This window comes from Cellvibrio sp. 25HG11W-0 (assembly GCF_057815475.1).
Window position 1 is genome coordinate 3012803 of sequence record NZ_CM174230.1, and the last position, 12705, is coordinate 3025507.

General features: G+C 46.7%; 10 protein-coding genes. 7 read left to right on the top strand and 3 right to left on the bottom strand.

Going from position 1 to position 12705, the window contains the following annotated elements:
- Window positions 1-19: 19 nt before the first annotated feature.
- Entirely contained in the window at window positions 20-1318 is a 1299-nt protein-coding gene (locus AC0KUT_RS12680; protein WP_488830393.1) for a tyrosine-type recombinase/integrase, read from the bottom strand.
- A 208-nt stretch (window positions 1319-1526) separates the two neighbouring features.
- On the opposite strand from AC0KUT_RS12680, the gene mutS reads away from it, so the two are divergent.
- From mutS to AC0KUT_RS12695, 3 genes are all read left to right on the top strand, one after another.
- Complete coding sequence (mutS, locus tag AC0KUT_RS12685) at window positions 1527-4178, top strand: DNA mismatch repair protein MutS (protein ID WP_488830395.1); 2652 nt, start codon at window positions 1527-1529, stop codon at window positions 4176-4178.
- 111 nt (window positions 4179-4289) lie between these two features.
- Window positions 4290-4613, top strand: a complete 324-nt coding sequence (gene fdxA, locus AC0KUT_RS12690) for a ferredoxin FdxA (protein WP_488830397.1) — start codon at window positions 4290-4292, stop codon at window positions 4611-4613.
- A gap of 342 nt (window positions 4614-4955) precedes the next feature.
- Window positions 4956-5216, top strand: coding sequence for a PilZ domain-containing protein (locus AC0KUT_RS12695; protein WP_488830399.1), 261 nt, complete (start codon window positions 4956-4958; stop codon window positions 5214-5216).
- Between the two features lie 30 nt (window positions 5217-5246).
- On the opposite strand, the gene AC0KUT_RS12700 is transcribed toward AC0KUT_RS12695, so the two are convergent.
- Window positions 5247-6122, bottom strand: a complete 876-nt coding sequence (locus AC0KUT_RS12700; RefSeq protein WP_488830401.1) for an MlaA family lipoprotein — start codon at window positions 6120-6122, stop codon at window positions 5247-5249.
- Between the two features lie 505 nt (window positions 6123-6627).
- Between AC0KUT_RS12700 and AC0KUT_RS12705 the strand changes: the two genes are divergently transcribed.
- From AC0KUT_RS12705 to AC0KUT_RS12720, 4 genes are all read left to right on the top strand, one after another.
- A complete protein-coding gene (locus AC0KUT_RS12705) occupies window positions 6628-8304 on the top strand; it encodes a hypothetical protein (RefSeq protein WP_488830402.1) in 1677 nt (558 codons plus the stop codon).
- 109 nt (window positions 8305-8413) lie between these two features.
- Window positions 8414-11089 carry a TonB-dependent receptor domain-containing protein gene (locus AC0KUT_RS12710; protein WP_488830404.1) on the top strand — a complete coding sequence of 892 codons (2676 nt, stop codon included), beginning with the start codon at window positions 8414-8416 and terminating at the stop codon, window positions 11087-11089.
- 45 nt (window positions 11090-11134) lie between these two features.
- The gene (locus AC0KUT_RS12715) at window positions 11135-11350 is read left to right on the top strand and encodes a hypothetical protein (RefSeq protein ID WP_488830405.1); all 216 of its coding nucleotides are present in this window, start codon (window positions 11135-11137) and stop codon (window positions 11348-11350) included.
- A 91-nt stretch (window positions 11351-11441) separates the two neighbouring features.
- The gene (locus tag AC0KUT_RS12720) at window positions 11442-12167 is read left to right on the top strand and encodes an energy transducer TonB (protein WP_488830407.1); all 726 of its coding nucleotides are present in this window, start codon (window positions 11442-11444) and stop codon (window positions 12165-12167) included.
- A 61-nt stretch (window positions 12168-12228) separates the two neighbouring features.
- On the opposite strand, the gene AC0KUT_RS12725 is transcribed toward AC0KUT_RS12720, so the two are convergent.
- A complete protein-coding gene (locus AC0KUT_RS12725) occupies window positions 12229-12687 on the bottom strand; it encodes a hypothetical protein (RefSeq protein ID WP_488830408.1) in 459 nt (152 codons plus the stop codon).
- Window positions 12688-12705: the final 18 nt, after the last annotated feature.

A 12705-nucleotide genomic window follows, 5' to 3' on the forward strand; every position in this document is an offset into this window, starting at 1 on the left:
GTAAGCGGGCGTCATCCTTCTAAAATTTTAACGATTCAACCCAGTCACACCAGCCTTGCAACCAATGCGCACACTCCTTCTCATACTTATGCAAATCATAAGTCCCCTCGATTCCACTACGAGAATGGCCCAAGATCGCTTCAGCGACTTCGTTTGGACACCCCAACCTTGATAAACCTGTGCGCACCGTGCGACGCAAATCATGTGGAGTCCAAGGCTCAATATCTAACATGCGCCCATCCGCTCTTAACCGCCATGCCTGCTCAGTGAGTTGTTTTTGTTGCAGTGGTTTTTTGCCTTTTATTGATGGAAACAAATACTCACCGGTAGTAAGTTTCAATATTTTTAGAAATTCAACGGCCTGAGTGGATAATTGCACATGGCGCTCCACACCGGTTTTGGTATCACGCAGGTGCCATGTCTTTTTATTAAGGTCGATATCTTTCCACTCCGCTGCACAAACTTCTCCCGTGCGGCAACCCGTCCAGAGGGTAAACCTGAGTATGTTTTTTTGCGTTGTGGTGTAAGCAGAGCCAGGCAACCATTGCAGCAGCTTTTTTAATTCCGCTTCGGAGAGAACACGCTTGCCGCGCTCGCAGGTTAATTTTACCTTTGCTTGCCGTAATCCGGCCTTTGCCAACAAAGCAGGATTGGCAAATGTATCGGGTAATTTTTCCAAACCAATCGCATATTCGTATGCGGCAGAGAGTTCCCGCAATACATTTCCTGCTTGCACCTTGGCGCCGCGCTCGATAATTGCCATCACCATATTGGTTATATCTTTGCGGGTAACATTCACTGCAGGTATATCACCCAGTACTCTTACCGCATCACCATAAAGTGTGCGCCGTGTTTCAGATTGACCTTTGGGTTTGCGAACACCAGCGATGATCTTTCCATTTGCCTTGCGGTCTTCAATATGCTGAGTGAGGTAGAGTTCCACCACATCCCTTACAGTAAATGCACTCGGCTGGCTCTGACGATCTTGCTGAACTCTCTGCTCTTCCGCTTTGCGCTCGCGCCGCACTGAGGCAGGACAAAGACCATTAGCTCGCATCAACTTCAATTCGGCGCATTTGAGGCGCGCCTCTGCCAGTGAGACTGTGGGATAATGCCCAATACTTATTTGCATTAACTTATTGGTAAGCGGGCTGCGATAGCGATAGATAAAGGTCTTAATCCCTTTTGCACCGCAGGTTACCCTCAAGCCGCGATTCTCTCCCGAATCAGCCTGCTCTTTAGACGTAGGCTTCATGGTTTCGATGGCTCTGCTGGTCAGAGCTTTATTGGGTTTGTCGTCTTGAGAGGTAAGCTGCATCGTCAATCCAAGCCTCTGAATTAGTGAATGATTGTCAAATTAGTGTAGGTTGTTTTGTAAGTGGGATCATACCTCAAACAACCTATACTTTAACCTATACTAATTTGTGCGATTACAGGTTGTATCAGGGTGCTTCATAGTGCATCAAACGAACCATGAAAAGTAATTAATACACATTTAAATTAACAACTTAAAAGACTTATTCGCAATGACATCAATCGCCCCAACCGACCAGCACACCCCTATGATGCAGCAGTATTTGCGCATCAAAGCTCAGCATAAAGATGAAATCGTGTTTTATCGCATGGGAGATTTTTACGAGCTGTTCTTTGATGATGCCAAGCGCGCATCACAGATTTTGGATATCACCTTGACAGCACGCGGCAAGTCTAATGGTGAGCCAATTCCCATGGCGGGCATCCCCTATCACTCAGCGGATGGCTATTTAGCCAAGCTGGTCAAAGAAGGGGTGTCGGTGGCGATTTGCGAGCAGGTGGGCGACCCTGCAACCAGTAAAGGGCCGGTTGAACGTAAGGTCATGCGCATAGTCACCCCCGGCACTGTGAGCGATGAAGCGCTCTTGGATTCACGCCGCGACAACCTTTTGGTGGCACTACACTATTCCGGTGATGATCTAACCACTGGTACATTTGGCATAGCATCGCTTGACATGGCCAGCGGCCGCTTCCTAGTACTTGAAGTACAAGGGCTGGAGTCTGCGCTGGGAGAATTGCAGCGTCTAAGCCCTGTCGAGCTATTACTAAGCGATCATGTCACCACTCCAGAACTCGTTGAAAATCGTAAAGGCTTACGCCGTCGCGGCCCATGGGAGTTTGACTATGAAACAGCTGAGCGTTTATTAATCCAGCAATTTGGCACGAAAGATTTAGCGGGATTTGGCTGCGAACATCTAACCACCGCACTCTGCGCCGCAGGGTGCTTGTTAAGCTATGCGCGCGAAACCCAGCGTACCGCCCTGCCCCATGTGCGCTGCCTTGCCCATGAAAACCGCGATGAAGCAGTGATAATGGATGCAGCGACCCGACGCAATCTTGAGCTGGATATCAACCTTAACGGCGGCGAAGAACATACACTTTTTTCGGTGCTGAATCGCGCAGCGACCAGTATGGGTAGCCGCTTACTGCGACGCTGGTTGAATCGCCCTTTACGCGATATGCATGTGCTGTTAGGACGCCAAGAGGCGATAGCAGAACTACAACAAAATTATGCATTTGAGGTAGTCAATAATATTTTAAAGCGTGTCGGCGACATGGAGCGCATTCTCGGTCGCCTCGCTCTGCGTTCTGCACGCCCACGGGACTTATCCCGCTTACTCTTATCGATCGGCACCTACCCTGAAGTGCAATCTGAACTATCCAGCAAACTAGCGCCGCAGCTAGGGACACTCGCCCAACAAATTTCCACCTTTCCCGAGTTGGTCGATCTACTGTCGCGCGCGGTTATTGAAAACCCGCCGGTAGTGATTCGCGATGGCGGCGTCATTGCCGAGGGTTACGATGCCGAGCTGGATGATTTACGCAATATCAGCACCAACGCAGGTCAGTACCTAATCGACCTAGAAACCCGCGAGCGCGAGCGCACCGGCATACCAACGCTTAAGGTCGGCTACAACCGCGTGCACGGCTATTTTATTGAGCTGACCAGTGCCCAATCAGAAAAGGCACCCGCTGATTATATTCGCCGCCAAACACTCAAAAATGCTGAACGCTACATCACGCCCGAGTTAAAACAGTTTGAAGATAAAGCCCTGTCCGCACAGAGCCGTGCGCTGGCAAGGGAAAAAGCGCTTTACGAAGAACTCATCGATATACTCAATCAACAGCTAATTCCCTTGCAGGATTCCGCTGCCGCTGTCGCGGAACTGGATGTGCTGGCAACCTTGGCTGAGCGCGCCGATGCGCTCGCCCTGTGCAAGCCGCAATTAAGCCAAGCGCCCGGTATTGATATTATTGGGGGACGGCATCCGGTGGTTGAGCAGGTTACCAGTGCACCCTTTGTACCCAACGACCTCAAATTCAACCAAAATCGCCACATGTTGATTATTACTGGCCCCAATATGGGCGGTAAGTCGACTTATATGCGTCAAGCCGCGCTCATCACCTTACTCGCACACATCGGCAGTTTTGTGCCCGCGCAAAGTGCACAGATCGGCATTGTAGATCGTATTTTTACGCGCATTGGCTCCTCCGATGATTTAGCCGGTGGCCGTTCAACCTTTATGGTGGAGATGACCGAAACTGCCAATATTTTGCACAATGCGACTGAGCGTAGCTTGGTACTTATGGATGAGATTGGGCGCGGCACCAGCACCTTTGATGGTTTATCACTCGCCTGGGCTTGCGCAAAACATCTCGCTGAAAAAGTGCGCGCTTTTACCCTATTTGCCACGCATTATTTTGAAATCACCACCTTGCCCAAAACCGTTGCAGGCATCGCGAATGTGCATTTGAATGCAACCGAACACAACGACAACATTGTATTTTTGCACAAGGTGCAAGAGGGGCCCGCCAGCAAAAGTTACGGTCTGCAGGTCGCAAAACTGGCGGGCATTCCCGCTGAAGTGCTTGCCCAAGCGCAAACGCAATTGCATTTATTGGAAAAGGGCGAACATCCTCATGCTGTGCATATTAGCGAGACTGCGTCGAGTGGAGAGACCCATGAGCAAATGGCGAGCGCCAGCGATTCGGTGGCGCCGAAAGTCATGCAATCAGGTTTATTTGATGCTCTACCTAACCCTGCAGTAGATGCTTTAATGAAAATTAATCCTGATAACCTCTCGCCGCGCGAGGCATTGGAACAGCTCTATCGCCTAAAAGAGATTCTAAAACGCGGCAAGTAAGCGAAACACACGAAAACTGAGGGCAAAAGCCTACCCAAAATGGCCAAGGCTGTTTAGAATGCGCCCCTCGGTTTATTGCCATCTTGAAACTAGTAACCTGTGGAGTCTCCTATGACGTTTGTAGTTGGGGAAAATTGCATCAAATGTAAGCACACTGACTGTGTGGAAGTTTGCCCTGTAGATTGTTTCTATGAAGGCCCAAACTTTTTAGTTATTCACCCGGATGAGTGTATTGATTGCGCCCTGTGCGAACCCGAATGTCCTGTAGGTGCCATCTTCTCGGAAGACGAGCTACCCGAAGATCAGGCGGTATTCCTCGAGCTGAACGCAGAATTGGCAGAGATCTGGCCCAACATCACCGAAATGAAAGAATCTCCAGCAGATGCTGAGGACTGGGATGGTGTACCAGGTAAGTTGCAACACTTAGAGCGTTAATTCGGCTAGGCGTTACCGTAACTAAAAACCGCGCATTGCGCGGTTTTTTTTCGACAATACTTTCACATGCACCCGCCTAAAACCAAGCAGCTTATTCGGTACCAACCTCTCACAACATCTGTAGCACGCACCATTATCACCACATCGCAAAAATAGGCCCACTGACCATGGCTTTAGAAATGCCTGTGCTACACTCAAACCTGTCTGGCAAATGACCTTTTAGCAAGAAAATAATAAGTTCCAGCTCAATACTCAAATGAACACTTTCACTACAAGTAATAATAGGAGACGGCCATGGGGACAAGTGACAAACCATACAGTGAAAAACGAGATTTTATCCGCATGAAGATAAGCGCACCGCTGAATGCCAAGCTATCTGTGGATGCATCTATAGTAGAAGGACTGTGCCGCGACCTGAGTGGTGGTGGCATGCAAGTGGAAACACAACACGCTATACCCATCGACACAGTACTAGAAGTGGAAGTATCGTCTGACCACGGCCACAACCCCACACTGAAAGCACGCGCAAAGGTTGCACGCTCTGCAGAAGGCGAAGATGGGACTTATCAATTGGGGCTCGTTATCTTGGAAGTACTGCCTTAAGCAGCAGTATTTATTGAACTTTTGCCGAGGTTACTTCGCAGTAACCTCACGCTTTCCCTGCCGCTCAAGTACAGCAGATTGATCTTCAGTAGATGTTTCGTTTGTTTCAGATTCCATATCCACAGCACCAAAGTCTGCCGAATCGAAATCTTCTGCACCAAAATCATCACTACCAAAATCACCTGAACCAAAATCATCAACCACCTCACCATTGTGAATAAGGTAGTCGCGCCGCTGCAGGTAAACATCACGAAAGAAGACATACTTGTCACCCACAATATTTTTTTCTAAATCCAATAATCCTGCACGAGTCGTTAACAGTGCGGTCGCCGTAGTGGCATTTTCTGTCGGGTCATGCTCTATGTAGGTCAATGGATTTGAATACCAATCAACTGGCCGCGCGACACCATCACGCAGAGTGCTAGGGCCGAACAGTGGCAACACCAAATAAGGGCCAGAACCCACACCCCAGACTGCGAGAGTTTGACCAAAATCTTCATCGTCATCTTTAGGCAGATGCATGTATTGGGCTACATCAAGTAAACCACCCACACCCAGAGTAGAGTTCACTAGAAAGCGTCCGGTATCGTGCGCAGCTCCACCAAAATCCGCTTGCAACAAGCCGTTGAGGATATTCGGCACCTCTTTAACATTGGCAAAAATATTACTCACACCAACTTCTAAGGGATCAGGCATAACAGCCTTATAACCAATAGCCAGAGGCTTCAAGCAGCACTTATCTAAGACTTCATTAAATGCAAATACACCGCGATTAAAACCCTGCCAAGGATCTGGATCTTTTGGCGCTTCTAATTGCTGGGCGTTGGCAGAACTGCCGAATAGACTTATCAATACCGAGAGGAATAGAGGCGACTTAGGTAGTTTCGGGCAAGAAAAATTTAACATAGAAATACTCAAAAAATTATTTCATCCAGGAAATAGTAAAGACCAACATAACCCAATGCTGCCTCTAAATACTCGAAAAGCTCATAAAAAAACGTGACCAACCCTACTCCAGCATCCACGAGCCAGTGTCCGCTGAGGGTGACAGAATAACACTTTTTAAAGGCTTTTCATGTAACTAAACTACTCAGATGACATCTGTCATTACCGATCATGCCCTTAGCGCTTCTCGCCCAACATCGTCTAATTCCGCGATAAACCGTGTCATTCCACACCCATATCACAGTAAACATCACCCAAAACTAAATCCCCCTCCCCCCTTGGCTACCTCAATAGTAGAAAAGCACCCACGCCTTTCTTGCAATATTTCTGACATCAAATGGAAATAAAAGCTTAACAAATTTGTCGCCTAAATTTCACATTTGTCATCAAAGATAGCACCCACAAACGCGACCAACAGCGTTCACATTTTCCATCACCCCTTTAGACCTGAAGAGAGTTAATCCTCATGAATATCAAAAACCTGTTTGCTTTAAATCTTCTCGCTGCAACCTTGGCTGCCTGTGGTGGCGGTGGTGACATCAATCTGAACCCTAGCAACACCGTTACAGACTCAAATAATCCCGTTAACAACACCACCAACAATAACGCAGCAAGCAGCTCTTCAGCTGCGGCCAATTTGTGTGCAACTTATGAGCTTGCAGGTCAAAAGTTTTCAGGGGTTATGTCAGGTAATAACTGTAACTACAGCGTTTCATTCGTGAGTGACACTCGCCCACTCACGGTTGATCTTTATATCCCTGCATTGCCTAACGGCGGCGTTCATATTTTTGATGACAGCTTGTTTATGGGCGAAGATGTTGATGCCAATGCTGCAGCAGCTGGCGTGCTAGTACCCCAACAAGGTCAAGGTCCTTCTTTAACTATTGAAGCTGGCTCTAAATTAGCCTTTACCAATCCAGAAGACTATGTGCGTGTTGCGCGCGGCTCAAAAATTATCGCCGAAGGTACCAAAACTGCACCGATCATATTCAGTGCGAAACAAGATCTTATCGGTGGCACCGCCACTGAAGCTGACCGCGGTCTTTGGGGCGGCGTTCAAATTTTGGGTAACGGTTTAACCAACAAGTGTAGCGATCACACCAATTGCCACATCACCTCTGAAGGTCGCCCAGGCACCTACGGCGGCAACAACAATGCCGAATCTTCAGGCGCCCTTAAGTATGTTGTCATTAAACATGCCGGCTACGAAGTAGTTGATGGTAACGAACTAAATGGTTTAACACTTTACACCGTAGGTTCGGGTACTGTGATCGACCACGTACAAACTTATAGTGTCGCAGATGATGGCTTCGAATTCTTCGGTGGCGCTGTAAATGCCAAGCACATAGTTGCCGTTAACGCAGCCGATGACTCTTTCGACTTTACCGACGGCTACCAAGGTAACATCCAATTTGCGTTAGCCGTACACACCTCTGGTGCAAACCGTTGTATCGAAGGTGATAACACTGGTGAAGGCCGCGCTGACGATATGCTACCTGTATCTCACCCACGTTTTTCAAATGTTACTTGTATCACCACTGGCGTAAAACAAGGCCAAGGCACAGTACCTTCAGGTAAAGGCGACTCAGAAGGCCCCTTGTTACGCGAAGGTACTCAGTTCGAAATTTACAACTCTATTATTACCTCAAGTGCTACAGGCAACGCTTCACAAGAATGCTTTGAGCAAGACGATACTGAAGGCCCACAGACTGTCGATTTCATGGAAGCAGGCGTTTCAGTTGTTAAGAGCACAGTAGTAGCTTGTAGCGAATCCATTAAAACTGGCAAAGTTGACCCAAGTAACGCAGGTTTCAACGATAAGACTTGGTTTACTACAGCAGCAGGCAATACCAACAACGTTGTGATGGACTCAGCTTCTGCAGCTGGCACCCTGCCCGCAACTGTAATCAAAGACTTGGCGACAAACCCATTGGCCTACATCACTGCATCAGCCTTTAGTGATGGCAACTTAATGGCCTTCAGCGTACCTGTTGTAGATGTCACTAAATTGTCTAAAAACCCATCTACCACTACCGCTCCAGTGGCTGGCAGCAACACCTTCTTTGACTCTGTCGACTTCATCGGCGCTGTATCTGAGTCTGATGACTGGGTTACTGGCTGGACTGTTGGTCTGAACAAATAAGACTGGTTTAGAAACTGAATATTGCCGGTAACAACAAGAGGCGCCTAAGGGCGCCTCTCTTCTTGTGGCCCTGTGCAGTTGAATCAATCGCCTTCAGAAGGTCAGAATCATGCAAAAGAACACCCTATCCAAGCACAAATTATTTATAGCTTTATCCGCCGCTTCCCTTTCAATGGCCTCCATGGCACAAGTTGAAAGCACCAAACCAAAAGTGGAAATGCCCACTATAGAAGCTCCATCGCTCGAAGAAATGCTGGTTACAGGTCGCCAACAAAGTGGCGCACAATCTGTACTGCAAGAGCGCATGGAAGACGCCTTCTCTGCCGACCTTATGGGCAGCGACCAAATTTCTCGCACTGGCGATTCTAACGTCGCTGTAGCACTAACACGTGTAACTGGCGTAACGCTAAACCAAGGTAAATATGTTTATGTACGCGGCTTGGGTGAACGTTACTCAAGCGTACAGCTCAATGGCGCTCAGGTTCCATCGCCAGAACTAACGCGCAATGTTTTACCCTTGGATATTTTGCCCGCGTCAATTGTTGAAAGTCTGAAAATTCAGAAATCGTACTCCCCAGATCTACCCGCAAATTTTGGCGGTGGTAATGTAGACATTCGCACTAAAACAGTCCCCGATGAATTTGTTCTGAACCTAAGTATAGGCACTGGCACTAATTCCAATAACAGTGATGACGTATTAAGTTATGCAGGCGGAGACAATAATAAAGGCCTACCCTCAGCGATCGCAAATGCCCTTGACGACTACCAAGGTAAGATTAGCGTTAATGGTCTTTTAAGTTTTGCAGACACCACTAACGGTATCCACTCACCCGAGCAAATCACTCAAGCTCGCCACACCAACCGCGACTTAATGCAGGCTATTAATCGCGACGTGGAAATAAAAAATAAAAAAACACCCTACGACCAAAATATGGCTATAGCACTTGGCGATTCTTGGGAGCTAGGTGATGACTGGACACTCGGCAGCATTCTTAACTGGTCGCAAAAAACTGAATGGCGCAACAAAAATCAAATCCGAAAAGGTGTAGGCTCACCGGATGTAAATTACGCTGAAATTAAACGCTCAGTTGAAGACACCAAAGATCTCGCGTCTATCGGCTTTGGCGTTAAATTTCAAGATAACCATGAAATTCAAGTTAGCTACATGCAAATTGGTAACGAAAGTGACGAGGCCGCTATCACCCTTGCACAAAACAACAACAATCTTATTTCTGATGGCAAGCAAAAGATCACCTACCAAACCACTTATCAAGATCGCCAACTTGATGTCACCCAACTATTGGGTAAACATTCTTTTGACCAATTGGCCGGCGACACACTGGGTAATATTGAATTTGATTGGTTCTATTCTGACTCAAGCGTAGAAACTAATTTACCTGGCGGGTCCAATATCGTAGGCGACAATGAAATAGACCCCACCACCGGCGCACTGATTCGCACCAGCCTGTCCTCTGGTGCCACTAACAGTTTTTCCTATCTCAATTTGAAAGATGATGTGCGCAGCCATGGTTGGAATGCCAAGCTACCACTCTCTTTTGATGCCACTGAAGTCGTGTTAACTGGTGGCTATAGCTACAATGACAAAGCACGCGAATACTATGGCTATACAGCTTGGGTTACTACCGGTGGCGGCAACTTCCTACAAGGCATTCCAGGTACAGTATTCAGCGATGCAAACGTAGCAGACATCAATAACAGCTTAGAACTTACCATGAGCCAAGGCTTTGGTACTGAAAGCTATGTAGCAGCACAAATGACCGATGCTTTTTACGGTATGATTGATGCCACCTTCAGTGACACCTATAGAATTACCGCCGGTGCTCGCTATGAAGACTTCCGCACCGCGCTACTACCTGTTGATTTACTGGACTACTCAGGTGTCACCATTCAGAAGCTGATTGCTGATCTGCAAAAAGAAGATCAAAAATTTGCATCGCGCGATGACGGCTGGTACCCCTCGCTAGCAGTCACCTATATCAATGATGGCTTCATGGGTTCAGAAACCTTTCAATTACGCGGCAGCTACTCGCAAACACTGACTCGTCCCGATCTTCGTGAGTTATCAGATGTAACCTATATAGATCCAGAGTTAAATCAGCGAGTACAAGGCAACCCCAATTTAGTGGCAGCCACCTTAGATAACTTTGAGTTGCGCGGCGAATGGTATTTTGACGGTGGCGATAACTTTACGGCATCATTGTTTTATAAAGATATCACCGACCCCATTGAACAAAAATTAATTCCAGGCTCAGATCAAGACGTTTTACTGGGTTTTTACAATGCCGACTCCGGTAAAATTTACGGCTTAGAATTAGAGGGCCTTTACAATTTAGATTACGGATTCTTCTTGTCTGGCAACCTAACCCTTAGCGACTCGGAAATTGTTTCACCTGCAGGCCAAGGCTTTACTAACCCTGTGCGTTCCATGACGGGCCAATCACCCTACGTGTTAAATATGCAATTGGGTTACGACTCAGATGACGGAAAACACGCAGCTGCCTTTAGCTACAATGTTGCAGGCGAGAAAATTTATTTCTCAGCACTTGAAACAGGACATGACGACGCCTTCGAGCAACCCTTCAGTTCGTTAGACATCACCTACTCCTACTACCCAACCGAGCAGCTAACTCTCAAGGGAAAATTGCGCAATCTACTCGATGAAAACCGAGAAATTACGCAAACCAACTCATCAGGAAAGAATGTCGCCATACTTACACAAGAAGTCGGCACATCTTTAAGCGTAGATATTAGCTACAACTTCTAAGTTGAGTCGCAGGAAAAATTTTAAATCCCTTTTGGCCACCTTCGGGTGGCTTTTTTATTAGCACGATATTCAAATAGCGCAGATGAAATTAAGCCATATTTGTTGCACAACAAAAAGGCAGCATTAACCCAACAAGTAAAAAATGATGCTAAAAGTGGTAGATTTGAAGAGGAAAATCAAAAAAAGGGATGTTTCTGCAAAAAAAACGCCAGAATGTCACAATATATTCACATAAATGTGCTCTATGCGATGCTAACCTAAGTTCAAGGTCGGCGGATGAGCTCTTGGAGCTCGCGGCGATTGAACCTTAGAGGCTTAATAAGCCCTCTTTTGATACATGAGGAGCATAACAATGAAAACCAAAAACCTAAAAAAAATACTCAACACTCTCATCATCCTAGCAGCTGCAGCTCCCATTGCGAGCTTTGCCGCAGAATATTCACCTGCGCATTTTGGCACAGCAGAACAGACTCTAGCCAAAATGATTACCCTCCCCACTAGCTTTGGCGAAGGTGTTAAAACTGTAGCGGTTTACTGCCAAGCAGATGTAATGACCACAGGTAACATAAACAATGTAAATTGCTATGAAAATAGCCCTATGGTTTCCATGCAAAAATCAACCGAATCCGCATTGCAATCAGCCACATTTGAAGCGGCAAAAATAGACGGTCAAGCAGTACCCGTTAGAATGCAATTTCGTGTTATTTATTCACTCAACGGTACACAAAACCCCATAGTGATGCTCCCTAACTTGGGGACCCTACAGTCACAATACGGCACTCACTATACCGCGCCACAAGAACGACTCGATGCGAATGACTGGTATGTACAATACACCACGAAAGATCGCGGCAATGGTAAATTATTTTTTGCTGACACCAAGGTAACGCGTATCATGGCGAATGTGGAATCCAATGGTAACGTAGAGTCAGTGAATACCATTGAAGCAGCAATGCGCAAGAAAAGTGATGCGAACAATATCGAAGACGCCTTGAAAAAATCGAAGTTTATTCCAGGCTTTGTTGAAAATAAAGCGACTGCCATGCACTACATAGCCGTGGTTAACTACGCGAAATAAAGTATAGGCAATATTACAAAACGAGGTTCAACCTCATTAAAAAAGCCGCACTGCGGCTTTTTTAATTTATGCAGTTGGCGCCTAGGGTTAATTCAATACGACCCATAGCGATAGGACGATACTCTTCATAAACGACTCTAAAACCCTGTGGGCATACCGCCAACATTTTAGGCAGCAACTGTGTGCGCGCCAAAGGAACCGCCGCCCATTGATCAACAACCACTTTTAACGATTGTTCTGATTGTTGCGTGACTGTAGTCACCTGTGCACGACTTACGGTCGCATCAGGTGTTACCAAAGTCTCTTGTGTGAGCACCTCTTTTTCCTGTTTTGCTGAGAATGCCTTACGAAAATAACCATTTAACCCTTCATCTGAATAGTCACAATCAGCTTGCGTATTCACATTTAAAGAATCAGCAACATCTACAGCTGCATCACAACCCTCTTGTCTGTCAGCCCATACATTTCCTACGCCACAAAAAAAGCAGAGCGATATTGCTGCATATAAATTCTTACGCATATAAATCTCCGTATAAAA

Bases quoted from the DNA above. Each gene is read 5' to 3' on its own strand.
- AC0KUT_RS12680 (WP_488830393.1), bottom strand. From the start codon at position 1,318: ATGCAGCTTACCTCTCAAGACGACAAACCCAATAAAGCTCTGACCAGC.
- mutS (WP_488830395.1), top strand. From the start codon at position 1,527: ATGACATCAATCGCCCCAACCGACCAGCACACCCCTATGATGCAGCAG.
- fdxA (WP_488830397.1), top strand. From the start codon at position 4,290: ATGACGTTTGTAGTTGGGGAAAATTGCATCAAATGTAAGCACACTGAC.
- AC0KUT_RS12695 (WP_488830399.1), top strand. From the start codon at position 4,956: ATGAAGATAAGCGCACCGCTGAATGCCAAGCTATCTGTGGATGCATCT.
- AC0KUT_RS12700 (WP_488830401.1), bottom strand. From the start codon at position 6,122: ATGTTAAATTTTTCTTGCCCGAAACTACCTAAGTCGCCTCTATTCCTC.
- AC0KUT_RS12705 (WP_488830402.1), top strand. From the start codon at position 6,628: ATGAATATCAAAAACCTGTTTGCTTTAAATCTTCTCGCTGCAACCTTG.
- AC0KUT_RS12710 (WP_488830404.1), top strand. From the start codon at position 8,414: ATGCAAAAGAACACCCTATCCAAGCACAAATTATTTATAGCTTTATCC.
- AC0KUT_RS12720 (WP_488830407.1), top strand. From the start codon at position 11,442: ATGAAAACCAAAAACCTAAAAAAAATACTCAACACTCTCATCATCCTA.
- AC0KUT_RS12725 (WP_488830408.1), bottom strand. From the start codon at position 12,687: ATGCGTAAGAATTTATATGCAGCAATATCGCTCTGCTTTTTTTGTGGC.